This window comes from Streptomyces sp. NPDC002790, from assembly GCF_040295505.1.
Lineage (GTDB): Bacteria > Actinomycetota > Actinomycetes > Streptomycetales > Streptomycetaceae > Streptomyces.
In genome coordinates, this window is the sequence record NZ_JBEOVM010000093.1 from 1 (window position 1) to 25,835 (window position 25,835).

28 protein-coding genes are annotated in these 25,835 nt (G+C 70.0%); 18 read left to right on the top strand and 10 right to left on the bottom strand.

Going from position 1 to position 25,835, the window contains the following annotated elements:
* Positions 1–204 precede the first annotated feature (204 nt).
* Genes ABT004_RS28560 through ABT004_RS28570 form a run of 3 tightly spaced genes read left to right on the top strand, consistent with a single transcriptional unit; the run spans position 205 to position 2,520 of the window.
* Positions 205–543, top strand: coding sequence for a histidine triad nucleotide-binding protein (locus ABT004_RS28560; RefSeq protein ID WP_351342414.1), 339 nt, complete (start codon positions 205–207; stop codon positions 541–543).
* Between the two features lie 3 nt (positions 544–546).
* Positions 547–1,455, top strand: a complete 909-nt coding sequence (locus ABT004_RS28565; protein WP_351342416.1) for a ribonuclease Z — start codon at positions 547–549, stop codon at positions 1,453–1,455.
* A gap of 33 nt (positions 1,456–1,488) precedes the next feature.
* Positions 1,489–2,520: an adenosine deaminase gene (locus tag ABT004_RS28570; RefSeq protein ID WP_351342418.1), complete on the top strand. Its 1,032-nt coding sequence runs from the start codon at positions 1,489–1,491 to the stop codon at positions 2,518–2,520.
* Positions 2,521–2,549: 29 nt separating this feature from the next.
* On the opposite strand, the gene ABT004_RS28575 is transcribed toward ABT004_RS28570, so the two are convergent.
* Entirely contained in the window at positions 2,550–3,362 is an 813-nt protein-coding gene (locus ABT004_RS28575; protein ID WP_351342420.1) for an IclR family transcriptional regulator, read from the bottom strand.
* Positions 3,363–3,478: 116 nt separating this feature from the next.
* Here ABT004_RS28575 and ABT004_RS28580 point away from each other — a divergent pair, with 116 nt between their 5' ends.
* Entirely contained in the window at positions 3,479–4,621 is a 1,143-nt protein-coding gene (locus ABT004_RS28580; protein ID WP_351342422.1) for a carbohydrate kinase family protein, read from the top strand.
* Between the two features lie 466 nt (positions 4,622–5,087).
* Here ABT004_RS28580 and ABT004_RS28585 read toward each other — a convergent pair whose 3' ends face one another.
* Positions 5,088–5,663 (bottom strand): class I SAM-dependent methyltransferase, encoded by a 576-nt coding sequence (locus ABT004_RS28585; protein WP_351342424.1) that lies wholly within the window; start codon positions 5,661–5,663, stop codon positions 5,088–5,090.
* Between the two features lie 55 nt (positions 5,664–5,718).
* On the opposite strand from ABT004_RS28585, the gene ABT004_RS28590 reads away from it, so the two are divergent.
* The 5 genes from ABT004_RS28590 to ABT004_RS28610 all read left to right on the top strand — a co-directional run bounded on the left by ABT004_RS28590 (position 5,719) and on the right by ABT004_RS28610 (position 9,906).
* Positions 5,719–6,480: an AraC family transcriptional regulator gene (locus ABT004_RS28590; protein ID WP_351342426.1), complete on the top strand. Its 762-nt coding sequence runs from the start codon at positions 5,719–5,721 to the stop codon at positions 6,478–6,480.
* A gap of 221 nt (positions 6,481–6,701) precedes the next feature.
* Positions 6,702–7,745, top strand: a complete 1,044-nt coding sequence (locus tag ABT004_RS28595) for a PhoH family protein (protein ID WP_351342428.1) — start codon at positions 6,702–6,704, stop codon at positions 7,743–7,745.
* Positions 7,746–7,757: 12 nt separating this feature from the next.
* Positions 7,758–8,255, top strand: coding sequence for an rRNA maturation RNase YbeY (ybeY, locus tag ABT004_RS28600; RefSeq protein ID WP_351342430.1), 498 nt, complete (start codon positions 7,758–7,760; stop codon positions 8,253–8,255).
* Entirely contained in the window at positions 8,252–9,544 is a 1,293-nt protein-coding gene (locus tag ABT004_RS28605) for a hemolysin family protein (RefSeq protein ID WP_351342432.1), read from the top strand. Before ybeY ends, ABT004_RS28605 begins: the two co-directional genes overlap by 4 nt.
* Positions 9,541–9,906, top strand: a complete 366-nt coding sequence (locus ABT004_RS28610) for an MmcQ/YjbR family DNA-binding protein (protein ID WP_351342434.1) — start codon at positions 9,541–9,543, stop codon at positions 9,904–9,906. The genes ABT004_RS28605 and ABT004_RS28610 overlap by 4 nt, the downstream gene beginning before the upstream one ends.
* A 14-nt stretch (positions 9,907–9,920) precedes the next feature.
* Here the strand turns inward: ABT004_RS28610 and ABT004_RS28615 are convergent, their stop codons facing one another.
* Complete coding sequence (locus ABT004_RS28615) at positions 9,921–11,345, bottom strand: MFS transporter (protein WP_351342436.1); 1,425 nt, start codon at positions 11,343–11,345, stop codon at positions 9,921–9,923.
* A 145-nt stretch (positions 11,346–11,490) separates the two neighbouring features.
* On the opposite strand from ABT004_RS28615, the gene ABT004_RS28620 reads away from it, so the two are divergent.
* Both ABT004_RS28620 and ABT004_RS28625 read left to right on the top strand, forming a co-directional pair.
* Positions 11,491–12,312, top strand: coding sequence for a helix-turn-helix transcriptional regulator (locus ABT004_RS28620; protein ID WP_351342464.1), 822 nt, complete (start codon positions 11,491–11,493; stop codon positions 12,310–12,312).
* Positions 12,313–12,340: 28 nt separating this feature from the next.
* On the top strand, positions 12,341–12,691 hold the full coding sequence (locus ABT004_RS28625; RefSeq protein ID WP_351342438.1) for a cytidine deaminase-like protein: 351 nt from the start codon (positions 12,341–12,343) through the stop codon (positions 12,689–12,691).
* A gap of 152 nt (positions 12,692–12,843) precedes the next feature.
* On the opposite strand, the gene ABT004_RS28630 is transcribed toward ABT004_RS28625, so the two are convergent.
* Both ABT004_RS28630 and ABT004_RS28635 read right to left on the bottom strand, forming a co-directional pair.
* Entirely contained in the window at positions 12,844–13,182 is a 339-nt protein-coding gene (locus tag ABT004_RS28630) for a P-II family nitrogen regulator (RefSeq protein WP_351342440.1), read from the bottom strand.
* Complete coding sequence (locus ABT004_RS28635; RefSeq protein ID WP_351342441.1) at positions 13,179–14,480, bottom strand: ammonium transporter; 1,302 nt, start codon at positions 14,478–14,480, stop codon at positions 13,179–13,181. Before ABT004_RS28635 ends, ABT004_RS28630 begins: the two co-directional genes overlap by 4 nt.
* A gap of 120 nt (positions 14,481–14,600) precedes the next feature.
* Between ABT004_RS28635 and era the strand changes: the two genes are divergently transcribed.
* Positions 14,601–15,569, top strand: coding sequence for a GTPase Era (gene era, locus ABT004_RS28640; protein WP_351342443.1), 969 nt, complete (start codon positions 14,601–14,603; stop codon positions 15,567–15,569).
* Here era and ABT004_RS28645 read toward each other — a convergent pair.
* Entirely contained in the window at positions 15,566–16,420 is an 855-nt protein-coding gene (locus tag ABT004_RS28645) for a helix-turn-helix transcriptional regulator (protein WP_351342445.1), read from the bottom strand. The genes era and ABT004_RS28645 overlap by 4 nt on opposite strands.
* A gap of 148 nt (positions 16,421–16,568) precedes the next feature.
* On the opposite strand from ABT004_RS28645, the gene ABT004_RS28650 reads away from it, so the two are divergent.
* Positions 16,569–17,423: an NAD-dependent epimerase/dehydratase family protein gene (locus tag ABT004_RS28650; protein WP_351342466.1), complete on the top strand. Its 855-nt coding sequence runs from the start codon at positions 16,569–16,571 to the stop codon at positions 17,421–17,423.
* A 69-nt stretch (positions 17,424–17,492) separates the two neighbouring features.
* Here ABT004_RS28650 and ABT004_RS28655 read toward each other — a convergent pair whose 3' ends face one another.
* Together ABT004_RS28655 and ABT004_RS28660 are read right to left on the bottom strand one after the other, a co-directional pair.
* Positions 17,493–17,759 (bottom strand): protealysin inhibitor emfourin, encoded by a 267-nt coding sequence (locus ABT004_RS28655; protein WP_351342447.1) that lies wholly within the window; start codon positions 17,757–17,759, stop codon positions 17,493–17,495.
* A 26-nt stretch (positions 17,760–17,785) separates the two neighbouring features.
* Positions 17,786–18,871 carry a M4 family metallopeptidase gene (locus tag ABT004_RS28660; protein ID WP_351342448.1) on the bottom strand — a complete coding sequence of 362 codons (1,086 nt, stop codon included), beginning with the start codon at positions 18,869–18,871 and terminating at the stop codon, positions 17,786–17,788.
* A gap of 288 nt (positions 18,872–19,159) precedes the next feature.
* Between ABT004_RS28660 and leuA the strand changes: the two genes are divergently transcribed.
* Positions 19,160–20,881, top strand: coding sequence for a 2-isopropylmalate synthase (leuA, locus tag ABT004_RS28665; protein ID WP_351342450.1), 1,722 nt, complete (start codon positions 19,160–19,162; stop codon positions 20,879–20,881).
* Between the two features lie 374 nt (positions 20,882–21,255).
* Positions 21,256–21,951 (top strand): TerB family tellurite resistance protein, encoded by a 696-nt coding sequence (locus ABT004_RS28670; RefSeq protein ID WP_451191277.1) that lies wholly within the window; start codon positions 21,256–21,258, stop codon positions 21,949–21,951.
* Positions 21,952–22,151: 200 nt separating this feature from the next.
* On the opposite strand, the gene ABT004_RS28675 is transcribed toward ABT004_RS28670, so the two are convergent.
* Together ABT004_RS28675 and ABT004_RS28680 are read right to left on the bottom strand one after the other, a co-directional pair.
* Complete coding sequence (locus ABT004_RS28675) at positions 22,152–22,433, bottom strand: DUF397 domain-containing protein (protein ID WP_351342453.1); 282 nt, start codon at positions 22,431–22,433, stop codon at positions 22,152–22,154.
* Positions 22,415–23,248: a helix-turn-helix domain-containing protein gene (locus tag ABT004_RS28680; RefSeq protein WP_351342455.1), complete on the bottom strand. Its 834-nt coding sequence runs from the start codon at positions 23,246–23,248 to the stop codon at positions 22,415–22,417. Before ABT004_RS28680 ends, ABT004_RS28675 begins: the two co-directional genes overlap by 19 nt.
* A gap of 354 nt (positions 23,249–23,602) precedes the next feature.
* Between ABT004_RS28680 and ABT004_RS28690 the strand changes: the two genes are divergently transcribed.
* From ABT004_RS28690 to ABT004_RS28700, 3 genes are all read left to right on the top strand, one after another.
* Positions 23,603–23,818 carry a hypothetical protein gene (locus ABT004_RS28690; protein WP_351342459.1) on the top strand — a complete coding sequence of 72 codons (216 nt, stop codon included), beginning with the start codon at positions 23,603–23,605 and terminating at the stop codon, positions 23,816–23,818.
* Positions 23,819–24,070: 252 nt separating this feature from the next.
* Positions 24,071–24,820: a DNA repair protein RecO gene (gene recO, locus ABT004_RS28695; RefSeq protein WP_351342460.1), complete on the top strand. Its 750-nt coding sequence runs from the start codon at positions 24,071–24,073 to the stop codon at positions 24,818–24,820.
* Between the two features lie 43 nt (positions 24,821–24,863).
* Positions 24,864–25,676 (top strand): isoprenyl transferase, encoded by an 813-nt coding sequence (locus ABT004_RS28700; RefSeq protein ID WP_351342462.1) that lies wholly within the window; start codon positions 24,864–24,866, stop codon positions 25,674–25,676.
* The last annotated feature ends 159 nt before the right edge of the window (positions 25,677–25,835 follow it).

The following is a 25,835-nucleotide window of genomic DNA, read 5'->3' on the forward strand; positions in this document are numbered from 1 at the left end:
CCCCGCTGCTCAATCGCCGCAGGGGCTTGAAAGATCGCCTCAATCGCCGGCGGGGCTTGATAGATCAAGCCCCGCCGGCGGTTGTTTTTTAAGCCCCGCCGGCGATTGAGGCGCGGGGTCCGGGGCGGAGCCCCGTGGCCGTAACGCCGGTCGGGGTGATCGATACGATGCGGGCATACCGAAAACCACCGCCGAGGGGACCACATGGACGACTGCCTGTTCTGCAAGATTGTCGCGGGGGACGTCCCCGCCACCCTGGTCCGCGAGACGGAGTCCACCGTCGCGTTCCGGGACATCAACCCCCAGGCCCCCACCCACATCCTGGTCATCCCCCGCGTCCACCACCCCGACGCCGCCTCCCTCGCCACCGCCGAACCCCAGATCGCCGCCGACGTCCTTCGCGAGGCCGGCGAGGTCGCCAAGGAGGAGAAGCTGGACAGCTACCGGATCGTGTTCAACACCGGCAGCGGCGCAGGCCAGACCGTCTTCCACGCGCACGCCCACGTCCTCGGCGGCCGTGGCCTGCAGTGGCCCCCCGGTTAACCCGTGTCCGTACGCGAATTCGTCGTGCTCGGCACCGCGAGCCAGGTGCCGACCCGGCAGCGCAACCACAACGGCTACCTGCTCCGCTGGGACAGCGAGGGCATCCTCTTCGACCCCGGTGAGGGCACCCAGCGGCAGATGCTGCGCGCAGGCGTGGCCGCGCACGACCTCAACCGGATCTGCGTCACGCACTTCCACGGCGACCACTCCCTCGGCCTCGCGGGCGTCATCCAGCGCATCAACCTCGACCGCGTACCGCACCCGGTGACCGCGCACTACCCGGCGTCCGGGCAGCGGTTCTTCGACCGGCTGCGGTACTCCACCGCGTACCGGGAGACCGTCGACATCGCGGAGGAACCGGTGAGCGGTGAGGGGGCGGTGCTCGCGGACACCGCCGCGTACCGGCTCGAGGCCCGGCGGCTCTCGCACCCCGTCGAGTCGTACGGCTACCGCCTCGTCGAGCCCGACGGGCGCCGCATGCTGCCTGAGCGGCTCGCCGCGCACGGCATCAAGGGGCCCGACGTCGGACGGCTGCACAAGGAGGGCTCCCTGCGGGGCGTCACGCTCGACGAGGTGAGCGAGGTGCGGTGCGGACAGCGCGTCGCGTTCGTGATGGACACCCGGCTCTGTGAGGGCGTGGAGGCGCTCGCCGAGGGCTGCGACCTCCTCGTCATCGAGTCGACCTTCCTCGACGAGGATGCTCAACTCGCCGCTGATCACGGGCACTTGACCGCCTCGCAGGCCGCCCGCGTCGCCCGCGAAGCGGGTGTACGGCACCTCGTCCTCACCCACTTCAGCCAGCGCTACACCGACCCGGGGGAGTTCGCGCGCCAGGCCCGCACCGCCGGTTTCGACGGAGAGCTGACGGTCGCCCGCGACCTGGACCGCGTCCCCGTACCGAAGCGCCGCTGAGCCTTGGGGCCTGGCCCTGCGTACGCTGGTCGGATGTCACTCGCACCACTCGCACGCATCCCCAAGGCCGAGCTCCACCTGCACATCGAAGGCACCCTCGAACCCGAGCTCGCCTTCGAACTCGCCCGCCGCAACGGCATCACCCTGCCGTACGCCGACACCGAGGAACTGCGCAAGGCGTACCTCTTCGCCGACCTGCAGTCCTTCCTCGACCTCTACTACTCGCTGATGGCGGTCCTCGTCACCGAGGGCGACTTCGAGGCGCTCGCCGACGCCTATCTCGCGCGCGCCGCCGAACAGGGCGTGCGGCACGCCGAGATCTTCTTCGACCCGCAGGCGCACGCGGCGCGCGGCGTGGCGATGGGCACCGTCGTCGAGGGACTGCACCGGGCCCTCGCCCGCGGCGAGGAGCGGCACGGGATCTCGGCGAAGCTCATCATGTGCTTCCTGCGCGACCGGTCCGCCGAATCGGCGATGGAGACCCTGGAGGCCGCGAAGCCGTACCTCGACAGGATCGTCGGTGTCGGGCTCGACTCCGCCGAAGTCGGCAACCCCGCCTCCAAGTTCCGCGAGGTGTACGAGGCCGCCGGCGCGCTCGGCCTGCGCAAGGTCGCGCACGCGGGCGAGGAGGGCGACCCGTCGTACGTGTGGGAGGCCCTGGACCTGCTGGGCGTCGAGCGCGTCGACCACGGACTGCGCTCCATCGAGGACCCCGAGCTCGTCGCCCGCCTCGTACGCGACCGGATCCCGCTCACGCTCTGCCCGCTGTCGAACGTGCGGCTGCGCGCCATCGACATGCTGGAGGACCACCCGCTGGTCAAGATGATGGACGCGGGCCTGCTGTGCACGGTCAACTCCGACGACCCGTCCTACTTCGGCGGCTACGCGGGCGACACCTTCCACGCCGTCCACGAGGCCCTCGCCCTCGACCACGACCGGGTGCGGGAGCTGGCCAGGAACTCCTTCGTGGCGTCGTTCCTCGACGGCAGCGACGAGGAGGAGGCGCTTCGGGCGCGCTACATCGCCGAGGTCGAGGCGTACGAACTGGACGACATCTCGGGCTGAGGCTCCAACTCGTCGATCAGAGGCGGCGGTTACCGCCAGTCCGGCACGCCCGGCGTGCCGCGGTGGGCCGTCGCCTCGATCCTCGCGCGGATCTCGCGCATGACCGCCACGATCCGCTCCTCGTGCTCCGGCGTGAGCCGCGCCACCGGCACCGAGCAGCTGATGGCGTCGTGCGCCGGGGCGGCGCGGTCGGGGTATCGCAGCGCGAAGCCGAAGCCGACGATGCCGTCGACACCCTCCTCGCGGTCGACCGAGTGGCCCCGCTCGCGGATCGCGGCGAGGTCGGTGGCGAGCGCCTCGCGCGTGGCGTGCGTACGCCTGGTGGACTGCTCGTACGGGCCCGGCGGCAGCTCGTCGTCCGGGCGCTCGGCGAGCAGCGCCTTGCCCAGCGCGCCGATGTGCGCGGGCAGCCTGCGGCCCACGCGGGTGATCGTCCGCAGATATTCGTGCGACTCGCGGGTCGCCAGATACGCCACGTCGAAGCCGTCGAGGCGCCCCAGGTGGATCGTCTCGCCGAGCGCGTCCGACGCCTCGTCGAGGAACGGGCGTACGGAGCGTACGTACGGGTCCGTGTCCAGGTAGCTGGTGCCCGTCAGCAGGGCGCGGATGCCGATGCCGTACAGCGAACCCGTCACGTCCGTGCGCACCCAGCCGCGCGCGATGAGCGTCTGCAACAGCGCGTACATGGAGCTGCGCGGCACCGCGAGTTCCTCGGCGAGCTCCTGGAGGCGCGCCGGGCGGTCGCCACGGGCCGCGAGCACATCGAGCAGGTCGACGGTGCGGGCGGCCGACTTCACCTCGCGGACTCCGCGCTGCGGCCCGGTGTTGACGCTCTCTGACATGCGCCGATCGTAATCCCGGCGGCACGGGCGCTTCGTGACAGGTTGATGTCGTCCCCCGTGGGACGGGATCGGGTCGTGCACACTGTCCGGATTCCAACCATTGCAGGGAGCGCGACGTGACCTCCACACGACCCGGAACGGACCCCCTCGCGGCGCTGCGCACGACGGCCGACCCGCCCTACGACGTGTATCTCACCGGCACGGTCTTCCTCGACATCATCTTCACCGGCCTCGACAGCGCGCCCGTGCGGGGAACGGAGTCATGGGCGCGCGGCATGGGGTCAAGCCCCGGCGGAATCGCGAACATGGCGACGGCGCTCGCCCGGCTCGGCCTGCGCACCTCGCTCGCCGCGGCCTTCGGCGACGACCACTACGGCGAGTACTGCTGGGACGCCCTCGAACACGGCGAGGGCATCGACCTCAGCTACGCGCGGACCGTCCCGGGCTGGCACTCGCCCGTCACCGTCTCCATGGCGTACGAGGGCGAACGCACGATGGTCAGCCACGGGCACGAGCCGCCGCCCGTCGATCCCTCCCGTCTCCCGCCACCACCCTCAACCGAGGCCCTTCGGGCCGCCTCTCCTGTTGCGCCGGCCTGTCCGCCGCACGCCAGGGCCGCCGTTGCCTCACTCGTGCCCGGCGCCGACGAGCCGTGGGTCGCGACGGCCGCGCGCTCCGGCACGAAGATCTTCGCCGACGTGGGCTGGGACGAGACCGGCCGCTGGGACCTCGCGGCGCTGCCCGGCCTCCGGCACTGCGAGGCGTTCCTGCCGAACGCCGAGGAGGCGATGCGCTACACCCGCACGTCCTGTCCGCGGGCCGCCGCGCACGCGCTCACCGAACACGTCCCGGTCGCCGTGGTCACCCTCGGTGCGGAGGGCGCGTACGCGGTGGACGGCCGGACCGGCGAAACGGCCTCCGTCCCCGCCATCGAGGTCGAGGCCCTCGACCCGACCGGGGCCGGGGACGTCTTCGTCGCCGGCTTCGTCACCGGAACCCTGGCCGGCTGGCCGCTCGCCGACCGCATCGCCTTCGCCGGCCTCACCGCGGCCCTCTCGGTCCAGGAGTTCGGCGGCTCCCTGTCGGCGCCGGGCTGGTCGGAGATCGCGGTCTGGTGGAAAGAGGTCCGCTCCAACGACCACCAGAACCGCTGCGCCCTGGACCGCTACGCCTTCCTGTCCCCCCTCCTCCCCGACACATCCCGCGCCTGGCCCCTACGCCGCGCAGTCCCCACGATCGGCTTCGGCCGGTCGGTGTAGGGGGCGTGGCCGGCGCGGACGATCGGCTTCGGCCGGTCGGCGTAAGCCGTGCCAACGGTCGGCTTCGGCCTGCCGCACAGCCGACACCCGCCGCCTGTCCCCTCTGCCCGGTGCGGCCCGTCTGCTCTGCCCGGGTGCCCGCGCCCGTCTCCCACCCACCCGCCCCCTCCGGGGGCTTGGGCCTCCCGGGATGCGCCCGGCCGAGGAGATCCCGCTTGGGGCCGAAGCGCACGGCGATGCATCACCTGGCTCAACACGGTCAACTACCAGGTCGCGGATATCGGGCAGATGGTCGTCCCCGGCGCCCCGCGCGACTCCCCGCAGCCGCTATAGCATCACCGCCTCCACCTCAGCCGCTGGCGCCATGCGCTCGCTGCGCGACCCGGCCCTATCGGAGTTGGACGAGGAGGATGGCGGCGGGCCGGAGTGAGCGTCAGCAGCCGCCCGGCAGCGGCCCGGTTCATTTTCATGGCCCGGTCGCGACAGGCTTGTGTGCCGAGAATGTCAGTCGGTCCCCCACGCCGATGGTGATGTCGACGTAGCCGAGCGTCTGCAAGCGCACAAGGAAGGCTGCGGGTTCCACCGGGTTGTAGACGTCGCCCTCGTGGAACTCGTGCAACGAATGGCTCGGCAGGCTGTCGGCGCCGACGAGAACACCACCTGGTCGCAGGACACGCAGGATCTCCGCCAGCACCCGGTTCTGGAGCTCCGCCGTCGGCACGTGGTGCAGCATCGTGAACGACGCTGCGGAGTCAAAGGAGTTGTCGGCAAAGTCCAGCGCCGTCCCGCTTCCGTGGTGGGCCTCGACATTCGTCCCGGCATAGCGGGCGGCCAGGCGTGCGGCCGCCTCCGGCTCGACCTCGACGGCCACCAGGCGATCGACCCTGGTGCGCAGCCACTCCGTCGCGGCACCTGGCCCGGGCCCGACCTCCAGCAGCTCCTTCCCCAACTCGGCCCGGGCAACAGCGATCGGCAGAACGTCGTCGTGGAGATGGGCGGCCCACTGCGGGCTCGCGCACAACTCAGCGTGGTTGTTGTTCATGCCGTCGACGCTAGAGATCTGCCGCAGTGTCTCAAAGGCCGTACGCTGCCACCTGATGTCGAGAAACAGACAGGGCGGCGCACTCGTCATCCGGTCGCACTCCATGCCGCCGGGCACGCAGTTCCAGCGGCACACCCACCAGACGCACCAGCTGGCATGGGCTTCCAGCGGCACACTCACCGTCGCCGCCGACACCCGGACCTGGGTGTTGCCGAGCACTCGGGCCCTGTGGGTCCCAGCCGGGGTGCCACACGAGGTGACCTCGGCGAGCCACAGCACCATGATGTCGCTCTACCTGTCCACGGTGCCGGAGACGACGTCATCATGGACCGGGCTACAGCCGATCGTGGTCTCCCCACTGCTCGCCGAACTCATCCGCTACCTGGCCGACCCAGCTCTGGGCACCGACCGACGGGCCCGCGGAGAACCCCTGGTCCTGGATCTGCTGGAGCCGGTGACGGTCACCACGCTCGATACTCCGCTGCCCACCGACCCCCGCGCCTGCGAAGTCGCGCGGGCGCTCCTGAACGATCCTGCCTGCCAGTATTCGCTGGATGCGTGGGGTCGCCGGGTCGGCGCCTCAGGACGTACCCTCGCCCGGCTCTTTCTGTCTGGCACCGGCATGCCCTTCGGCCGGTGGCGTACGCTCGTCCGCCTCCAAGCGGCGCTGCCTGCTCTGGCCGCCGGCGAACCACTGAGCCGGGTTTCGCGGGCAGTCGGCTACGAGACCGTGAGCGCGTTCGTCGCAGCCTTCCGACGCGAAACCGGTGTCGCGCCAGGCACGTACTTCCGACCTTCTCGACCGCCTTTGAGGTGAGAAATCCTGCAGCCCGCATATGAGGCTGCCGAACGAGCGTGTCGGCTTCCGCCCGCGTGGCACCCGCCGCTACATCCGGCTCGACGCCCGACAGCCGTATCCGTAACCCACTCGGCGTTGTCGTACCCGCGCCGTACCCTTGGCGGTGCAGGGCAACACCGCAGAACACACCGCAGAGAAAGTCCCGTACGGGGAGGACTCGAGGGCCACCGGCCCGGCTCATGACGCAGACACCATCCAGCGCCCGCGCACAGTTCACCGTTCCGCCGAAGCACCCCATGGTCGAGGTCCTCGGCTCGGGGGACGCGCTGTTGCGAGTGATTGAGAAGGCCTTCCCGGAGGCCGACATCCACGTCCGGGGCAATGAGATCAGCGCGACCGGAGAGCCGGGGGAAGTCGCCCTCGTCCAGCGCCTGTTCGACGAGATGATGCTGGTAGTGAGGACGGGGGCACCGATGACAGAGGACGCCGTGGAGCGCTCCATCGCCATGCTGAAGGCGACGCAGAACGGCGAGGGCGACGGCCAGGAGACCCCGGCCGAGGTGCTCACGCAGAACATCCTGTCCTCGCGGGGCCGCACGATCCGCCCCAAGACCCTGAACCAGAAGCGCTACGTCGACGCGATCGACAAGCACACGATCGTCTTCGGCATCGGCCCCGCCGGCACCGGCAAGACGTACCTGGCGATGGCCAAGGCGGTCCAGGCCCTGCAGGCCAAGCAGGTCGACCGGATCATCCTGACCCGGCCGGCGGTGGAGGCGGGCGAGCGGCTCGGATTCCTGCCGGGAACGCTGTACGAGAAGATCGACCCGTATCTGCGGCCGCTGTACGACGCACTGCACGACATGCTCGATCCGGATTCCATCCCCCGGCTCATGGCGGCGGGGACGATCGAGGTGGCGCCGCTGGCGTATATGCGCGGAAGGACGATCAATTCGGCGTTCATCATTCTCGACGAGGCGCAGAACACGACGCCCGAGCAGATGAAGATGTTCCTCACCCGTCTCGGCTTCGACTCGAAGATCGTGATCACCGGTGACGTGACGCAGGTCGACCTGCCGGGTGGCACGAAGAGCGGGCTGAGGCAGGTGCAGGACATCCTGGAGGGCCTCGACGACGTGCACTTCTCGCGGCTCAGCTCGCAGGATGTCGTCAGGCACAAGCTCGTCGGCCGTATCGTCGACGCGTACGAGAAGTACGACACCGAGCACGGTACGGAGAACGGCACCCGCAAGGGCCGTCCCAGGGCAAACCAAGGAAAGTAGTCCAACAGCGCCATGTCGATCGACGTCAACAACGAGTCCGGAACCGAGGTCGATGAGCAGGCGATCCTCGACATCGCCCGCTACGCGCTCGCGCGGATGCGCATCCACCCGCTGTCGGAGCTCTCGGTGATCGTCGTCGACGGCGACGCCATGGAGCAGTTGCACGTGCAGTGGATGGACCTGCCGGGGCCGACGGACGTGATGTCGTTCCCGATGGACGAGCTGCGGCCGCCGATGAAGGACGAGGACGAGGCCCCGCAGGGCCTGCTCGGCGACATCGTGCTGTGCCCCGAGGTCGCCAAGCAGCAGGGTGAGGACGCGCCCACGCAGCACTCCATGAACGAGGAGCTCCAGCTCCTCACCGTGCACGGGGTGCTGCACCTGCTCGGGTACGACCACGAGGAGGCCGACGAGAAGGCCGAGATGTTCGGTCTTCAGGCGGGCATCGTGGACGGCTGGCGGGCGGAGAAGGGGATGACGGGGCCCTCGCCGGCGCCGACCGTGTCATGAGCTTTTCGCTGATCGCCGGGGCCGTCGCGCTGGTCGTGATCGCCTGGCTCGCCGCCTGCGCCGAGGCCGGCCTCGCGCGGGTGTCGAGCTTCCGCGCCGAGGAGGCCGTGCGGTCGGGGCGGCGTGGCAGTGCCAAGCTCTCCCAGGTCGCCGCCGACCCGACGCGCTATCTGAATGTCGCGCTCCTGGTGCGTGTGGCGTGCGAGATGGCCGCCGCCGCGCTCGTCACGTACGCGTGCCTGGAGCAGTTCCGGGAGACCTGGCAGGCGCTGCTCGTCGCCATCGGCGTGATGGTGCTGCTGTCGTACGTGGCCGTGGGCGTGTCCCCGCGGACCATCGGGCGGCAGCATCCGCTGAACACTGCCACCGCGGCGGCGTACGTGCTGCTGCCGCTCGCCAGGATCATGGGGCCGATCCCGCCGCTGCTGATCCTGATCGGTAACGCGCTGACGCCCGGCAAGGGTTTCCGGCGCGGCCCGTTCGCCTCCGAGGCCGAGCTGCGGGCGCTTGTCGACCTCGCCGAGAAGGAGTCCCTCATCGAGGACGAGGAGCGCCGCATGGTGCACTCCGTCTTCGAGCTGGGCGACACCCTCGTGCGGGAGGTGATGGTGCCGCGCACCGACCTCGTCGTCATCGAGCGGCACAAGACGATCCGGCAGGCGCTCACCCTCGCCCTGCGGTCCGGGTTCTCGCGGATTCCCGTGGTCGGGGAGAGCGAGGACGACGTCGTGGGTGTGGTGTATCTGAAGGACCTCGCGCGCAAGACGCACATCAACCGGGACGCCGAGGCCGAGTTGGTGTCCACCGCGATGCGGTCCGCGACGTTCGTGCCGGACACCAAGAATGCGGGCGATCTGCTGCGCGAGATGCAGCAGCTGCGCACGCACGTCGCCGTCGTGATCGACGAGTACGGCGGCACGGCGGGCATCGTGACCATCGAGGACATCCTCGAGGAGATCGTCGGAGAGATCACCGACGAGTACGACCGTGAGGTGTCGAACGTTGAGGAACTCGGCGACGAGCGGTTCCGGGTGACGTCCCGGCTCGACATCGGCGACCTCGGTGAGCTGTACGGCATCGAGGAGTTCGACGACGAGGATGTGGAGACGGTGGGCGGGCTGCTGGCCAAGGCCCTCGGCCGGGTGCCGATCGCGGGTGCCTCGTCGCTGGTCACCCTGCCCGACGGGCGGGAGCTGCGGCTGACCGCCGAGGCCCCCGCGGGCCGCCGGAACAAGATCGTGACCGTGCTCTCGGAGCCGGTCGGAGGCCAGAAGGAGAGCACCGGGTGACGCCTCAGGAGTTGCGGGCCTTCTGTCTGTCGTTCAACGCGGCGGTGGAGGACTTTCCGTTCAGTCCGGAGATCTCGGTCTTCAAGGTGCTGGGGAAGATGTTCGCCCTCACGTCCCTGGACGCACGGCCGTTGACCGTCAACCTCAAGTGCGATCCCGACGACGCGCTGCGGCTGCGCGGCGAGTACGAGGGTGTCGTCGTGCCGGGCTGGCACATGAACAAGCGGCACTGGAACACGGTGACCGTCGACCGGCCCGAAGAGCTCCCGGACCGTGTCGTCCGGGAGCTCGTCGAGGACTCGTACGACCTGGTGGTGGCGGGCCTCCCGAAGGCGGAGCGGCTCCGGCTCGACCGGCCATAGGGCCCTAGGCCGCCTCAGGCCCGCTTCGTCCGCAGGCCGAGGCCCACCAGGACGGCCGCGACCAGGACGATGGCCGCGTCCACGGCGAACGCCGTCCGCGCCCCGGTCAGCAGCTGCGGAGCCGTCGTCGCGAGGACGCCGATCAGCGGGATGCCGATCGTGAGGCCGAGCTGCTGGGACGAGGTGACCAGGCCCGTGGCCAGGCCCTGCTCCGCGTCCGTGACGCCCGCCGTCGCCGTCGCCCCGTACGCGATGATCGCGGCCATGTGGCCGATGACGACGAGGGCGTTGGCGATCACCGCGAGCCACACCCAGGCGCCGCTCGTGCCGAGCAGGACGAGCGGGACCGTGAGCGCGCCCTGCCAGGCCAGCGCGGCGACCAGCGTGCGGTGCGCGCCGACGCGGGAGATCAGCCGGGGGACGAGGGTGCCGGTCACCGCGGCGACCGCGCCCTGGAAGCCGAACGCGAGACCCGTCGCCAGGGCCGACAGGTGGAGGACCTCCTGAAGGTAGAGGGTCAGGACGAAGACGACCGTCGTCATCATCGAGAAGGTGATCAGGCCACCGACGTTGCCCCAGGCGACTGTGGAGCGGCGCAGCAGCGGCAGCGACAGGAGCGGCTCGGCCGTGCGGGACTCGATCACGACGAAGGCCGCGAGCAGGGCGGGACCCGCGATGAGCGTGACGATCACGTCGATGCCGCCGAAGCCGTGTTCGGCCGCCGTGGACAGGGCGTAGATCAGGGACAGCAGGCCGCCGGTGACGGTGATCGCGCCGGGCACGTCCAGGCGCGGCCGGTTCGGGGTGCGGGACTCGGGCAGCAGGCGCGGCGCCAGCGGCAGCACGATCACCGCGAACACGGTCAGCAGGCCCATCGTGGAGCGCCAGCCGAGCGACTCGGTGAGGATGCCGCCGAGCACCATGCCCGTGGTGAAGCCGAGCGAGAGCAGCGTGCCGAAGACGCCGAGGGCGCGGGCCCGCAGCGGCCCTTCGGGGAACGTCGTCGTCAGCAGGGCCATGCCGGTCGGCACGACGGCCGCCGCGCCGATCCCCTGGAGCGCGCGCCCCGTCAGGAACGACGCCGGGTCCCAGGCGAAGGTCGCGAGCAGCGACGCCAGCGCGAACAGGGTGAGGCCGCCGAGGAACATCCGGCGCCGCCCGAACAGGTCGCCGACCCGGCCGAACAGGAGCAGGAAGCCACCGGACGGCAGGGCGAAGGCGGTGACCGCCCACTGGAGCGCGGACCGGCCCATGCCGAGGTCGGGACCGAGCACCGGCAGCGCGACGTTCAGCACGGAGAAGTCGAGCGCCACCATGAACTGGGCGGCGCACAGGACGAACAGGACGAGCTTGTCGCGGCCCGACATGCGGGGCGCGGTGGGGAGTTGGGCCTGGGTGGTGGCCGTCGGGGCTGTCGGGGTTGAGGTGTCGATCGCCATGGCCGACAGCCTCGTACGACCGGAATAACCGTGGAGAGTGGGAACTTATGCTGGTGGTCGCACCACCAGACAACCGGGGGAGTCGTACGTGGCCGAGAGCGCAGCGCTGAAGAAGCACCGGCTCGGTGAGTTGCGGGAGTTTCTGATGAGCCGGCGGGCGCGGGTCACGCCGACCGAGGCGGGCCTCCCGGACGGCGGCGCCCGGCGGCGTACGCCGGGGCTGCGCCGCGAGGAGGTCGCGGTGCTCGCCGGGGTGGGCGCCTCCTGGTACCAGTGGCTGGAGCAGGGGCGGGACATCTCGGTGTCGCCGCAGGTGCTCGACGCGGTCGCGCGGGTGCTGCGGATGAGCAGCGCGGAGCGGCGCCATCTGTATGTGCTCGCGGGGCTCAATCCGCCCGCGTACGAGGTCGCGGACGCCGACCGGCGGATGTGCGACGAGCTCGCGCGGCTCATCGACGCCTGGATGCCGTATCCGGCGCACATCATGGACGGCTACTACAACTACGTGAAGTCCAATGACGCCGCCGCGCTCGTCTTCGGGATGGGCCCGGAGCGCACCCGGAACTGTGTCGTCGACTTCTTCACGGACCCCATCTACCGTGCGCGCAGCAACAGTTGGGGTCGGAACGCGGCGACCGTGGTCGCCCAGTTCCGTGCCGCCTGCTCGGAGTGCCCCGACGACGAGGGGTTCCAGGAGGTGCTCGCGCAGGTGAAGGCGGCGAGCCCCGAGTTCGAGGAGCTGTGGGCGCGCCGGGACATCGAGGTGCCGGGAACGGTGCGCAAGGAACTGGACCATCCGGCCGTCGGTCTGCTCGTCATGGAGTCGACCGCGATGAAGATCCCGGCCAGGCCGGACCTCACCATCGTGCTGCACACTCCGCTGCCCGAGGCCGACACCGTCACGAAGCTGGAGTGGCTGGCCTCGCCCGAGGGGCGGCGGGGCTCCATGCACCCCGTCGCAGGGTGAACCCGAGCGCGTTCCATATGCTCACCCCATGACTGAGAGCACCGACCTCGGCCCCGAGGACCGCAAGATCGTCACCCTGGCCCGCTCCACGCGGGCCCGCAACGGTGTGCCCGAGGGGGCGGCCGTGCGGGACGAGACGGGGCGCACGTACGTCGCGGGTACCGTCGCCCTCGATTCCCTGAAGCTGAGCGCGTTGCAGACGGCTGTCGCGATGGCGGTGGCGTCCGGGGCGCAGTCCCTGGAGGCGGCGGCGGTCGTCTCCGCGGTGGACGCGCTGCCGGGGGAGGACCTTGCGGCCGTACGTGATCTGGGTGGGGCCGGTACGCCGGTGTTCTTGGCCGGGCGGGACGGTGTGGTGGTGGAGACGGTGGCAGTGTGAGCGCCGCGGGTGGCCGGGGGCCGGTGTTACGGTCCCGGGGCTCTGCCCACCCGTCGGCTCTCGTACCGGAGCGGGGCTCAAAAGATCGGGGCTCTGCCCCGGACCCCGCGCCTCAATCGCCGGCGGGGCTTACAGGGGGGGGCTTAAACCGGTCAGATCGCGGATGGGCCCCGTTCGCCCGTGCGGACGCGGATGATTGTGTCGACCGGGGTCGCCCATACCTTTCCGTCGCCGATTTTGCCGGTGTGGGCCGCGCGGACGATCGCGTCCATCGCGGGGTCGAGGTCCGCGTCCTCGACGACGACCTCGATGCGCACCTTCGGTACCAGGTCGACCTGGTACTCGGCGCCCCGGTACACCTCGGTGTGGCCGCGCTGGCGGCCGTAGCCACTCGCCTCCGTGACGGTCAGCCCGTCCACACCCAGTTCCTGCAACGCGGTCTTGACCTCGTCGAGGCGGAAGGGCTTCACGACCGCGGTGATCAACTTCATGGCGCGACCTTTCGGGCGACGGGGGCGGCACTCAGGACGCCGTGATCGTACGCACTCTCCGCGTGCGCCGTCTGGTCGAGCCCGGTCAGCTCCTCCTCGGCCGCGGCCCGGAAGCCCATCAGCTTGTCGATGGCCTTCGCGACCCCGTACGTGACGAGGAAGGTGTAGGCCGCGACCACAAGCACCGCGAGCAGCTGCTTGCCGAGCTGGCCGAGCCCACCGCCGTAGAAGAGGCCCACCTTCACCGGGGACCCGGTCATCGCGGACGTCGCGAACAGGCCGATGAGGACCGTGCCCACGACGCCGCCGATGAAGTGCACGCCGACGACGTCGAGGGAGTCGTCGTAGTGGAAGCGCAGCTTCCAGGCGACCGCGTACGAGCAGACGACACCCGCCACGAGCCCGACGACGGCCGCGCCCGGCACGCCGACGACCCCGCAGGCCGGGGTGATGGCGACCAGACCGGCCACCGCGCCCGAGGCCGCGCCGAACGTCGTCGGGTGCCCGTCCCGCCGCTGCTCCACGAACAGCCAGCCCAGCAGGCCCGTGCAGCCCGCGATCAGGGTGTTGAACATGGAGGCCGCGGCGATGCCGTTCGCGCCGAGCGCCGAGCCGCCGTTGAAGCCAAGCCAGCCGAACCACAGCAGGCCCGCGCCCATGACCACCATCGGCAGGTTGTGCGGGCGCATCGCGTCCTTCTTGAAGCCGATGCGCGGGCCGAGGACCAGACAGAGGGCCAGACCGGACGCTCCCGACGCGATTTCGACGACCAGACCCCCCGCGAAGTCGAGCGCGCCGAGATGCGTACTGATCCAGCCTCCCGGGCCCCACACCCAGTGCGCCACGGGAACGTATACGAGCAGTGCCCAGACGGGTACGAAGACCAGCCACGCCCCGAATTTCGTACGGTCCGCGACCGCCCCGCTGATCAGCGCGGCGGTGAGGATCGCGAAGGTCAGCTGGAAGGTCGTGAAGAGGAAGGTGGGCACCGTGCCGGTGACGTCGGATGGGCCGATGCCGGCCATGCCCGCGTGCTCCAGGCCACCGATCAGTCCTGCGCCCGCGTCGTCGCCGAAGGCGAGCGAGTAACCCGCGACCAGCCAGACCACCGTCACGAGGGCGATCGACACAAAGCTCATCATCAGCATGTTGAGGACGCTCTTCGTGCGGACCATGCCGCCGTAGAAGAGGGCGAGTCCAGGCGTCATGAGCAGCACCAGGGCGGTGGCGGCGAGCAGCCAGGCGGTGTCGCCGGTGTCGAGCGCCGGGGCGGCGAGGGGCACGGTCGTGGCAGGCATGCGGATCAGCGTCACGGGTCCGCGTTTCCGGAACCGCACGGACGGGTTTCCGCCGTGTTTCTTGTTGCCGGGTGGTTACCGGGGCCTCACTGTGCTGCGGCACCCCCGCCATCGGGGACAATGGGCGCCATGAGCGCTCGTACCAAGCAGTCCCAGTCGTCGAATTCCCCGGAGCCCGCGCACCGCGCCGGCTTCGCCTGCTTCGTCGGCCGCCCCAACGCGGGCAAGTCCACCCTCACGAACGCTCTGGTCGGCAAGAAGGTGGCCATCACCGCCGACCAGCCGCAGACCACGCGGCACACGGTGCGCGGCATCGTGCACCGCGAGGACGCGCAGCTGATCCTGGTGGACACCCCCGGCCTGCACAAGCCGCGTACGTTGCTGGGCGAGCGCCTCAACGATGTGGTGCGCACCACATGGGCCGAGGTCGACGTGATCGGCTTCTGCTTGCCCGCCGACCAGAAGCTCGGCCCCGGTGACAAGTTCATCGCCAAGGAACTCGCGTCGATCAAGAAGACGCCGAAGGTGGCCATCGTCACCAAGACGGACCTCGTCGACAGCAAGACCCTCGCCGAGCAGCTCATCGCCATCGACCAGCTCGGCAGGGAGCTGGGCATCGAGTGGGCGGAGATCGTGCCGGTGTCGGCGGTGGGTGACGAGCAGATCGGCCTGCTCGCCGACCTGCTGATCCCGATGCTGCCGGAAGGGCCGCAGCTCTACCCCGAGGGCGACCTCACGGACGAGCCCGAGCAGGTCATGGTCGCGGAGCTGATCCGCGAGGCCGCGCTGGAGGGCGTGCGGGACGAGCTGCCGCACTCCATCGCCGTCGTGGTGGAGGAGATGCTGCCGCGCGAGGACCGGCCCGCCGACAAGCCGCTCCTCGACATCCACGCGTTCGTCTACATCGAGCGGCCCAGCCAGAAGGGCATCATCATCGGCCCGAAGGGCAAGCGGCTCAAGGACGTCGGCATCAAGTCCCGCAAGCAGATCGAGGCGCTCCTCGGTACGCCCGTCTACCTGGACCTGCACGTCAAGGTCGCCAAGGACTGGCAGCGGGACCCGCGGCAGCTGCGCAAGCTCGGGTTCTAGTTCTCGTTCCAGGCCTGGGTGTCGCCGCTCGGCGTCAGGTCCTGGAGGCCTATCACCCGCAGCAGTTCCAGGCGTTCGTACGTTTCCGTGCCCGGCCGCGCCGAGTGCACGACGAGCTGCTGGCTGTGCCCGTCGCCGACCAGGACCTCGCAGTCCAGGTCGAGGGCGCCGACCACGGGGTGCAGGAACCGCTTCGGCGACGGGCGGCGCACCACCACTTCGTGCGAGGCCCACAGCTCGTCGAACTCCCTTGACGCGGCCCGGAGTTCGGCCACGAGCGCGGTGGGCCCCGGATCGTCGGGGCGGGCCGCGCTGACCGCCCGCAGGCTCGCCACGTGGGCCCGGCTGTGGGCCTCGTGCTTCTCGGGCGGGGCCAGGGTGCGGCCCGCCGGGTCGGTGAACCAGCGGCGGACCAGATTGGTACCGGTGTGTTCGCCGGTCAGCGCCACCGACATCGTGTTCTGTGCGAGCATCTCGCCCCAGTCGCTCATCACGCTCGCCGGCAGATCGTGCAGCCGGTCCAGGATCAGCAGCAGCCCAGGCCGCACATGGCCGGAGGAACCGCCCGGCCGCGGCGGCTCCTCGCCCGCCAGGTGGAACAGGTGGTCGCGTTCGGTGTCGGTGAGCCGCAGCGCGCGGGCCAGCGCGGTGAGCATCTGCCGCGACGGATGCGAGCCCCTGCGCTGTTCCAGCCGCGTGTAGTAGTCCGTGGACATCCCGGCGAGCTGCGCCACCTCCTCGCGGCGCAGGCCCGGAGTGCGGCGCCGGGGGCCCGCGGCCATGCCGACGTCGGACGGATTGAGGCGGGCGCGGCAGCGGCGCAGGAAGTCGGCGAGTTCGGGTCGGTTCACCTCTCCAGGATCGCTCGGGTCGCCGGGCGGATCCAGTGCGCAGCCAGGGAGTGCCGGTCCCTGGACAAGCGCGTCTCTCCCGCCGCGGCGGCCGCTGCCACAGGCTTCAGGCATGGCTACGACATCGCAATCGATCGAGGAGGCGGCCATGCTGACATTGGTGACGGGTGCGACGGGGCAGGTCGGGCGGCGCTTCGTGCCGCGACTGCTGAAGGGCGCGCCGCAGGGGGACCGGGTACGGGTGCTCGTACGGGACGCGGCGCGCGGCGAGCGGTTCGCGGAGCTTGGCGCGGAGGTCGTCGTCGGCGACCTGCGGGACGTGGAGGTGCTGGGCAAGGCGACGGCCGGGGCGGACGCCGTGGTGAACGTCGCGGCGGCCTTCCGCGGTGTGCCGGACGAGGAGGCGCAGGCGGTCAACCGGGACGCCGCGATCGAACTGGGGCGGGCCGCGGTGGCCTCGGGCGTGCGGAGGTTCGTGCAGGTCAGCACGGGGCTCGTGTACGGGGCGGGTCGCGGGCGGCCGCTGGTCGAGGACGACGAGACGCGGGCGGGCGGCCACCTGTGGGGCGCCTACCCCCAGTCCAAGTGGGAGGCCGAGCGCGCCCTTCGTGACCTGGACGGGCTCGACGACCTGCGGATCGGACGGCTGCCGTTCGTGTACGGCGACGGGGACCCGCATCTGGACAACGTGCTGGAGTGGGCGCCGGCCTGGCCCGCCATGCAGCGCCTCCACATGGGGCACCACGCCGACGTGGCGCAGGCCCTGCGGCGCCTGCTGTACGCGTCCGGCGCGTCCGGCGTCTACAACATCGCCGACGACGCCCCGGTGACCACGGTCGACATCTTCCAGCTGGCCGGGGTCCCGGTGCCTCCGGAGGTGTACGAGAAGGAGACCGCGGACCCGTGGCACGGGGTGCTGTCGACGGGCCGCATCCGCCACGAACTGGGCTTCCGCCCGATCTTCCCGTCGGTGTGGACGGCTCAGGACGCGGGGGTGCTGTAGGCGGTGGCATCTCAAGCCCCTGCGGCGTTTGAGCAGCGGGGTCCGGGGCGGAGCCCCGGGGGATGAGAATTAGGCGCCCTCCTTCAACACCCGGGAGATCAGCCTGCGTTGCTCCTCCGTCAGGCGGGGGTCCGCGCAGTAGACCGTGGTGTCGTCCACCGTGATCGTGTAGCTGAAGCCGTCGGGTACCCCTATCGGCGGCGTGCTCCGGCCGGAGGCCACCGCCTTCTCGGCCAGGGCGTGCCACTCGTGGGCATCGGACCGGCCCGCCGTGTCCACCTCGGCGTGCCGGTCGATGCCGACGAATCCGCCCGTGCGCGCTACGTGAATACGCATGGGTTCCTGTCTACTCCAACCCGCACCTACTGGGTAGCGACGCCGACCTGTTCCCAGGCCTTGAGCACCGACTGGTACTCCTCGCCGCCGCCGTAGCGGGCCTGCGCCGCCTTCACCGTGGCCTTGGCGAAGTCGACGAAGAGGCAGTCCTGCTTGAGCTCGCCGCCGGTGAGCGTGTCGTACCAGATCTGGCCCGCCCGCTCCCACGCGTGCCCGCCGAGCGAATCGGCCAGGATGTAGAACGCGTGGTTGGGGATGCCGGAGTTGATGTGCACGCCGCCGTTGTCACGGCCCGTCTTCACGAAGTGCTCCATGTCGGCGGGCTGCGGGTCCTTGCCGAGCACATCGTCGTCGTACGCCGTGCCGGGCGCCTTCATGGAGCGCAGGGCGACGCCCGTGACGCGCGGCGCGAGCAGGCCCGCGCCGATCAGCCAGTCGGCCTCGGCGGCGGTCTGGCCGAGCGTGTACTGCTTGATGAGCGAGCCGAAGACGTCGGACAGTGACTCGTTCAGGGCGCCGGGCTGACCGAAGTACGTCAGGTTCGCCGTGTACTGCGTGACGCCGTGGGTCAGCTCGTGGCCGATGACGTCGACGGGGATGGTGAAGTCGAGGAAGATCTCGCCGTCACCGTCGCCGAACACCATCTGCTCGCCGTTCCAGAACGCGTTGTTGTACTCCTCGGAGTAGTGCACCGTCGCGTTCAGCGGCAGGCCGCTGCCGTCGATCGAGTAGCGGGAAAACTTCTCCATGTACAGCTCGAACGTCGCGCCGAGCCCCGCGTACGCGCGGTTGACGGTCGCGTCCTTGCCCGGCTTGTCGCCCTCGCCGCGCACCTTGCGCCCCGGCAGCTCCGTGCGGTGCCGGGCGTCGTAGATGGTGCGGTGCGGCTTCTGGCCCGAGACGCCCGCGGGCGGGGCGACGGAGGGCGCGCCGATGACTGTCGTCATCCGGCGCTGCGTGCGCTCGAAGGCGTCGCGCTCCAGGGAGCGGCGGGCCCTGGAGGCGATCGCGGAATCCCCGGCCTGAGCTGCCTTGTCGAGGATGTGGGGCGGCACGATGGTGCAGAACACGGGCTCGAACCCCTGTGGGTTCCCCGTTGGGTTTGCGGTCATGCGAGGCAATCTGGCACCGGGTGATGACGCTGTCACTACCTGCCACCATGATTAGCGAAATAGAGGTATTGATCACCTCTTACCCGTTACCTGTCCACGATCCCGCATACTGATACGGGCCTTCGCGAACGACGGGACTCGGTTAGGGTGCAGAGCACTATGCGATTCGGGCTGCTTCTCCTTAGCTGCCGCGGCGAGGGCCTGTAGACAAGGCCGGCTCCCTCCCCGCGGAGTTTGGTGTTGCGCCGTCGGCCGCCTTCAAGGCCACCTCCGAGGAGCCCACGCATCATGGCAAACCGCCAGCAGCCCAGCAGCATGCCGATCCACAAGTACGGCCGGTACGACCAGGTCGACATCCCGGACCGCACCTGGCCCGGCAAGCGGATCACCACCGCCCCCCGCTGGCTCTCCACGGACCTGCGCGACGGCAACCAGGCGCTGATCGACCCGATGTCGCCGGCCCGCAAGCGCGCGATGTTCGACCTGCTGGTCAAGATGGGCTACAAGGAGATCGAGGTCGGCTTCCCCGCGTCGGGGCAGACGGACTTCGACTTCGTACGCTCGATCATCGAGGACCCGGCCGCGATCCCGGACGATGTCACGATCTCCGTACTGACGCAGGCCCGTGAGGACCTGATCGAGCGGACCGTGGAGTCCCTGAAGGGCGCCAAGAACGCCACGGTCCACCTGTACAACGCCACGGCGCCGGTCTTCCGTCGCGTCGTCTTCCGCGGCTCCAAGGAAGAGATCAAGCAGATCGCCGTCGACGGCACGCGCCTGGTCATGGAGTACGCGGAGAAGCTGCTGGGCCCCGAGACGAAGTTCGGCTACCAGTACAGCCCCGAGATCTTCACGGACACCGAGCTGGAGTTCGCCCTGGAGGTCTGCGAGGCCGTCATGGACGTCTACCAGCCGGGCCCGGACCGCGAGATCATCCTCAACCTGCCCGCCACGGTGGAGCGTTCGACGCCGTCCACGCACGCGGACCGCTTCGAGTGGATGTCCCGCAACCTGTCGCGCCGCGAGTACGTCTGCCTGTCCATCCACCCGCACAACGACCGCGGCACCGCCGTCGCCGCCGCCGAGCTGGGCGTGATGGCGGGCGGCGACCGCGTCGAGGGCTGCCTGTTCGGGCAGGGCGAGCGCACCGGCAACGTCGACCTGGTCACGCTGGGCATGAACCTGTTCTCGCAGGGCGTCGACCCGCAGATCGACTTCTCCCACATCGACGAGATCCGTCGCACGTGGGAGTACTGCAACCAGATGGAGGTCCACCCGCGCCACCCGTACGTGGGCGACCTGGTCTACACGTCCTTCTCCGGCTCCCACCAGGACGCCATCAAGAAGGGCTTCGACGCGATGGAGGCCGACGCGGCAGCCAAGGGCGTCACCGTCGACGACATCGAGTGGGCCGTCCCGTACCTGCCGATCGACCCGAAGGACGTCGGCCGCTCCTACGAGGCCGTCATCCGCGTCAACTCGCAGTCCGGCAAGGGCGGTATCGCGTACGTCCTGAAGGACGGCCACAGCCTGGACCTGCCGCGCCGTATGCAGGTCGAGTTCTCCAAGGTCATCCAGCAGAAGACGGACGCCGAGGGCGGCGAGGTCACGCCGAAGGACATCTGGAACACCTTCCAGGACGAGTACCTGCCGAACCCGAACAACCCGTGGGGCCGCATCCAGGTCAAGACGGGGCAGACCACGACCGACACGGACGGCGTGGACACGCTGACCGTCGAGGCCGAGGTGGACGGCGAGGAGAAGGTCCTGGTGGGCACCGGCAACGGCCCCATCTCCGCCTTCTTCCACGCCCTGCAGGGCATCGGCATCGACGCCCGTCTGCTGGACTACCAGGAGCACACGATGAGCGAGGGCGCCTCCGCGGTCGCCGCCTCGTACATCGAGGTCGCCATCGGGGACAAGGTTCTGTGGGGCATCGGCACCGATGCGAACACGACACGTGCGTCGCTGAAGGCGGTCGTCTCGGCGGTCAACCGGGCTACCCGCTAGGACCTGCCCGGCGGGTCGGGCCGCATCCGGGTGGCCGCGAATGTTCGGTGCCGGTGAGCGGGGTCTGGTGCGTGCAACTGCAAGGCGGAGAAGGGCGACAACGCGGAGCGTTGGCAACCGACGACAACGCCGCAGATGTGCGTGCCGGACCCCGCGACCGCGGCAGGACCCGCCGGGCAGGTCCTAGGGCAGTTGACCTGCGGCTTCTCGGCCCCGTGCACCTTTTGTGGGTGTGCGGGGCCGTGTCGTGTCCCGGCCAGGAACGAGAAGTTCCGTGACCTCGGCGTGACCAAGGTACTGACGCCGCATCAACAATGTGGCTAACATCACGCCAACGCCGCGATGATGCGGTGCCACGACGGGAGGTGTGCGACGTGCTGCCGAATCATGGACGCATGGGACTGACCGGGCTCTCACGGGTGTTCGGGGTGCACACCATATGGACCACCGTGGGCGACGGCGAGTTCTTCTGTCCGGGGTGCGGCGGCGATCGCAACTACCAACGGCGTACCGGCAAACGCCGGTTGGTGCTGCTCGGCGTTCCCGTCCTGCCGCGCGGGCAGGAGGGTCCGGTCGCCGAATGCGCGGCCTGTGAGGGCCGGTTCGGCACGGACGCGCTCGACCACCCGACCACGCACCGCTTCTCGGCGATGCTGCGGGACGCCGTGCACACGGTGGTGCTCGCGGTACTCGCGGGCGGCGGCACGTCGCCGCTGGCGCTCGAATGTGCGGTGGGTACGTTGCGGGAGGCCGGGTTCGAGGACTCCTGCGAGGAGCAACTCGCGGCGCTCGTCGAGGCGTTGATGACCGATGCGGGGCGGGTGGCCGAGCAGTGCGGGGCGGGGGCCGGGCTCGCCATAGAGCTGCACGAGGCGCTCGACCCGCTGGCGCAGCATCTCGCTCCGGCGGGGCGGGAGTCGTTGCTGCTGCAGGGTGCGCGGATCGCCTTGGCGGATGGGGTGTACTCGGCGGGGGAGCGGGATGTGCTCGGCACGGTGGGCGCGGCGTTGACGCTGTGCACGGATGAGGTGGGCGAGCTGCTGGCGGCGGCCTCCCGAACGCCCAGCTGACCCGGGGTCGCGGTCGCGGGGCTCTGCCCCGGACCCCGCTGCTCAATCGCCGCAGGGGCTGGAATGATCGGGGCTCCGCCCCGGGCCCCGCGCCTCAAGCGCCGGCGGGGCTGGAAGGGGCGAGGCTCTGCCCCGGACCGACTGCCGGCTCGTGCCGCACGGCCTCGTCGGGGCTTCGGCCCCGCGGGGTAGCGACCCGCTCAGGGCGCCGCCACGGCCCCCGTCACGAACGCGGACCACGCTGCCGCGCCGATGACCACGACGGCACCGTCGCTGACCTTGGAGTCCCGGACGGGCACGACACCGGGGACTCCGTCGGCGACTTCGAGGCAGGACTCGCCGCCGTCGCCACCGCTGTACGCCGACTTGCGCCAGCGGGCGGCGCCGACGAAGTCGTGGGCGACCTCGACGCAGTTGCCGCCATTGCCGTCGCTGAAAGAGCTCTTGCGCCAGCGTGCGTTGCTCAGGTCGTACTCGCGCATCGTCTGTGGTCCTCCGCCGCCGAATCGATCAGGGCCAGGGACGCCTCCGGCGACAGCGCGGCGGCCCTGAGCTGATCGTATGCCGCTTGTGCGCGGTGCACCACGGCTGGATCGTCCAGCAGATTCCCCGAATACACCGCTTCTGTATAGGCCGTTGGCGGGGCGTCCTCGAACTCCATCAGCCTCAGGTCGCCCGTCATGATGGCGTAGGCCCCGGCCGAGTACGAAAGTACCTGAACCACGGCCGTACGGCGCCGCGCCAGCGCCGCAACGTGCCCCAACTGCTCGGCCATCACGGCGCGTCCGCCCACCGGGATGCGCAGCACGTTCTCGTGCAGGATCACCCAATACTCGGGCCGGGTAGCGTCCCTGAGGACCGTAGCCCTCTCCATGCGGCCGGACACTTTCTCCTCGATGTACTCGTCCGTGGCGAACGGGTTCATGGCGAGGGTGACCGCTCGCGCGTAAGCCGCCGTCTGCAGCAACCCCGGTACCAGCGCCGGCGCGAATTCGCTGATCTCCGTCGCGAGCGCCTCCAGCTCGGCTGCCGCCGCGAAATACCCCGCGTAGCGACGGTCATCGATGAGACTTCGCCACATCCGCTCGAAAATGCCGTCGGTTTGCAGCGAATCGTCGATCCTGCGGGCTACATCCAACTGCGGCTTGCGAATTGCCTGTTCGAATTGGCCGATGTAGCCGCCGGAAACGAATACCCGTATCCCCAACTCCACTTGGGTCAGCCCCGCGTCCTCGCGGCGCCGTTTCAGCTCCACCCCGAAGAACTCCCACGCCGCCTGGCGCGAACCCTTGGCCATGGCCAACCCCCAAGTCGAGCCCCGCAGTTGTAGTGCGCAGACCTCTCCCCACTGTAGGGACAGCGCGCCACCGTGGAGACGCAAAGCGTTAAATCCAATGAGGCAGGGGAGCCACGTGACGGAACAATCGAAGCACGCCGCGCTGTGCGTGGAGGAAGCCGAGGAAACGGTGGAGACATTGCGAGCCGCACTCGCCGGAGCGGGAATTGTGCTGCCCTCGCTCGGCATCGATCCCGGGTCAATCGCACGGAGTGCCCCGTGTCCCTTGGTGGAATTGGGGCGTTGTCCGGTTGACACGGTGGCCCGGCTCGCCGCCGTGCTCCTCGCAGGGACGGACGACAGGAGCGCAACGCCATGAAACCGCCGATCGGTTCGTACGCGGTCGACACGAGCACGGGTCAGGTGGGACGGGTGATGGGGCATGAGGGGCCGTACGTACAATTGCGGCCCTTCGGGGGCGGGCGCGAGTGGGACTGCCCGCCGGACGTGCTGCGCGTGGCGACGACGGGCGAGCGGGTGAGCGCCGCGACGGCGTACGAGAACCGGAGGAGCCGGGGCGAGGTGCCGTAGGGCGGTCGGGAGGCCTCACGTGCGGGACTCAATGGTCCAACAGCCTGTTGGACCATTGCCGTGGGCCACATCGCCCGTGTCGCCCAGGAGGTTCTGGGTGAGGAAGGGGCGTAGGGGACAGGTGGTGGTGTGCCGGGTGCCACATCCGGGGCCTGTTCTCGCAAGGGGGCGTCGTCCGTAAGGGACAATGGGGGGCATGAGTCTGTACCGCGAAGACGGCGTCGTGCCGCGCACCCAGGAGGTGGGCGTGCGATGAGTCTCTATCGCGACGACGGGGTCGTGCTGCGTACGCAGAAGCTCGGTGAGGCCGACCGCATCATTACGTTGCTCACCCGCAACCACGGGCGCGTGCGTGCCGTCGCCCGCGGTGTGCGGCGCACGAAGTCCAAGTTCGGGGCCCGGCTCGAACCCTTCTCCCACGTCGACGTGCAGTTCTTCGCGCGGGGCAGCGAGCTGATCGGGCGCGGGCTCCCGCTCTGTACGCAGAGCGAGACCATCGCCGCGTACGGCGGCGGCATCGTCATGGACTACGCCCGGTACACCGCGGGGACCGCCATGCTGGAGACGGCGGAACGGTTCACCGACCACGAGGGCGAGCCGGCGGTGCAGCAGTACCTGCTCCTGGTCGGCGCCCTGCGTACGCTCGCGCGCGGCGAGCACGCGTCGGGCCTCGTGCTCGACGCGTTCCTGCTGCGCTCGCTCGCGGTCAACGGTTACGCCCCGAGCTTCGGCGACTGCGCGAGGTGCGGAATGCCCGGTCCCAACCGGTTCTTCTCCGTCGGCGCGGGCGGCTCGGTTTGCGTCGACTGCCGGGTACCGGGCAGCGTCGTACCCTCACCGCAGGCCCTCGACCTGCTCGGTGCGCTGCTCACCGGAGACTGGGAGGCGGCGGACACGTGCGAGGCACGGTACGTACGGGAGGGCAACGGGCTGGTGTCGGCCTACCTGCACTGGCACCTCGAGCGCGGACTGCGTTCACTGCGCTACGTAGAGAAGAGCTAGCGAGAGCTGGCAGCTGGAACTGAGCTAGGGGAGAGGCCGGAACATGGCACGTCGCGGAATTCTCGGACGGAACCGCCGTGAGTACACAGCGCCCGAACCGCACCCGTCGGGCGCGCGGCCGCCGAAGATCCCCGGCGAGCTGGTGCCCCAGCACGTGGCGATCGTGATGGACGGCAACGGACGCTGGGCCAAGGACCGCGGCCTGCCGCGCACCGAGGGCCACAAGGTGGGCGCCGAGCGCGTCCTGGATGTGTTGCAGGGCGCGATCGAGATGGGCGTCGGCGCGATCTCGCTGTACGCCTTCTCCACGGAGAACTGGAAGCGGTCGCCCGACGAGGTCCGCTTCCTCATGAACTTCAACCGGGACTTCATCCGCAAGACCCGTGACCAGCTCGACGAGTTGGGTGTGCGGGTGCGGTGGGTGGGGCGGATGCCCAAGCTGTGGAAGTCGGTCGCCAAGGAGCTGGAGATCTCCCAGGAGCAGACCAAGGACAACTCCAAGCTGACCTTGTACTTCTGCATGAACTACGGCGGCCGTGCCGAGATCGCCGACGCGGCGCAGGCGCTCGCGGAGGATGTGAAGGCGGGGCGGCTCGATCCGTCGAAGGTGAGCGAGAAGACGTTCGCGAAGTATCTGTACTACGCGGACATGCCGGATGTGGACCTGTTCCTGCGGCCCAGTGGTGAGCAGCGCACGTCCAACTACCTTCTGTGGCAGAGCGCTTACGCCGAGATGGTCTTCCAGGATGTGCTGTGGCCGGACTTCGATCGGCGGGATCTGTGGCGGGCGTGCGTCGAGTACGCGTCGCGGGACCGGCGGTTCGGCGGGGCGATCCCGAACGAGGCGGCCAAGTGACCTAAGCCCCTCCGGCGATTGGGGAGCGGGGCTCGGGGCAGCGCCCCGACGGCTCCGCGTGGTTGACGCCTCGGGGGGGGGGCCCCCCCCCCCCCGCCCCCACCCACCCCCCGGGGGGTTGTTGAAGAAACACGCCAAAGAAAATCAAACCCACCCCCC

What these genes read in the sequence shown, in the direction of transcription:
- ABT004_RS28560 (WP_351342414.1), top strand. Translation starts at nt 205, where the DNA reads ATGGACGACTGCCTGTTCTGCAAGATTGTCGCGGGGGACGTCCCCGCC.
- ABT004_RS28570 (WP_351342418.1), top strand. Translation starts at nt 1,489, where the DNA reads ATGTCACTCGCACCACTCGCACGCATCCCCAAGGCCGAGCTCCACCTG.
- ABT004_RS28575 (WP_351342420.1), bottom strand. Translation starts at nt 3,362, where the DNA reads ATGTCAGAGAGCGTCAACACCGGGCCGCAGCGCGGAGTCCGCGAGGTG.
- ABT004_RS28585 (WP_351342424.1), bottom strand. Translation starts at nt 5,663, where the DNA reads ATGAACAACAACCACGCTGAGTTGTGCGCGAGCCCGCAGTGGGCCGCC.
- ABT004_RS28590 (WP_351342426.1), top strand. Translation starts at nt 5,719, where the DNA reads ATGTCGAGAAACAGACAGGGCGGCGCACTCGTCATCCGGTCGCACTCC.
- ABT004_RS28595 (WP_351342428.1), top strand. Translation starts at nt 6,702, where the DNA reads ATGACGCAGACACCATCCAGCGCCCGCGCACAGTTCACCGTTCCGCCG.
- ybeY (WP_351342430.1), top strand. Translation starts at nt 7,758, where the DNA reads ATGTCGATCGACGTCAACAACGAGTCCGGAACCGAGGTCGATGAGCAG.
- ABT004_RS28605 (WP_351342432.1), top strand. Translation starts at nt 8,252, where the DNA reads ATGAGCTTTTCGCTGATCGCCGGGGCCGTCGCGCTGGTCGTGATCGCC.
- ABT004_RS28615 (WP_351342436.1), bottom strand. Translation starts at nt 11,345, where the DNA reads ATGGCGATCGACACCTCAACCCCGACAGCCCCGACGGCCACCACCCAG.
- ABT004_RS28620 (WP_351342464.1), top strand. Translation starts at nt 11,491, where the DNA reads ATGAGCCGGCGGGCGCGGGTCACGCCGACCGAGGCGGGCCTCCCGGAC.
- ABT004_RS28625 (WP_351342438.1), top strand. Translation starts at nt 12,341, where the DNA reads ATGACTGAGAGCACCGACCTCGGCCCCGAGGACCGCAAGATCGTCACC.
- ABT004_RS28630 (WP_351342440.1), bottom strand. Translation starts at nt 13,182, where the DNA reads ATGAAGTTGATCACCGCGGTCGTGAAGCCCTTCCGCCTCGACGAGGTC.
- ABT004_RS28635 (WP_351342441.1), bottom strand. Translation starts at nt 14,480, where the DNA reads ATGCCTGCCACGACCGTGCCCCTCGCCGCCCCGGCGCTCGACACCGGC.
- era (WP_351342443.1), top strand. Translation starts at nt 14,601, where the DNA reads ATGGGCGCCATGAGCGCTCGTACCAAGCAGTCCCAGTCGTCGAATTCC.
- ABT004_RS28650 (WP_351342466.1), top strand. Translation starts at nt 16,569, where the DNA reads ATGCTGACATTGGTGACGGGTGCGACGGGGCAGGTCGGGCGGCGCTTC.
- ABT004_RS28655 (WP_351342447.1), bottom strand. Translation starts at nt 17,759, where the DNA reads ATGCGTATTCACGTAGCGCGCACGGGCGGATTCGTCGGCATCGACCGG.
- ABT004_RS28660 (WP_351342448.1), bottom strand. Translation starts at nt 18,871, where the DNA reads ATGACCGCAAACCCAACGGGGAACCCACAGGGGTTCGAGCCCGTGTTC.
- leuA (WP_351342450.1), top strand. Translation starts at nt 19,160, where the DNA reads ATGGCAAACCGCCAGCAGCCCAGCAGCATGCCGATCCACAAGTACGGC.
- ABT004_RS28675 (WP_351342453.1), bottom strand. Translation starts at nt 22,433, where the DNA reads ATGCGCGAGTACGACCTGAGCAACGCACGCTGGCGCAAGAGCTCTTTC.
- ABT004_RS28680 (WP_351342455.1), bottom strand. Translation starts at nt 23,248, where the DNA reads ATGGCCAAGGGTTCGCGCCAGGCGGCGTGGGAGTTCTTCGGGGTGGAG.
- ABT004_RS28690 (WP_351342459.1), top strand. Translation starts at nt 23,603, where the DNA reads ATGAAACCGCCGATCGGTTCGTACGCGGTCGACACGAGCACGGGTCAG.
- recO (WP_351342460.1), top strand. Translation starts at nt 24,071, where the DNA reads ATGAGTCTCTATCGCGACGACGGGGTCGTGCTGCGTACGCAGAAGCTC.
- ABT004_RS28700 (WP_351342462.1), top strand. Translation starts at nt 24,864, where the DNA reads ATGGCACGTCGCGGAATTCTCGGACGGAACCGCCGTGAGTACACAGCG.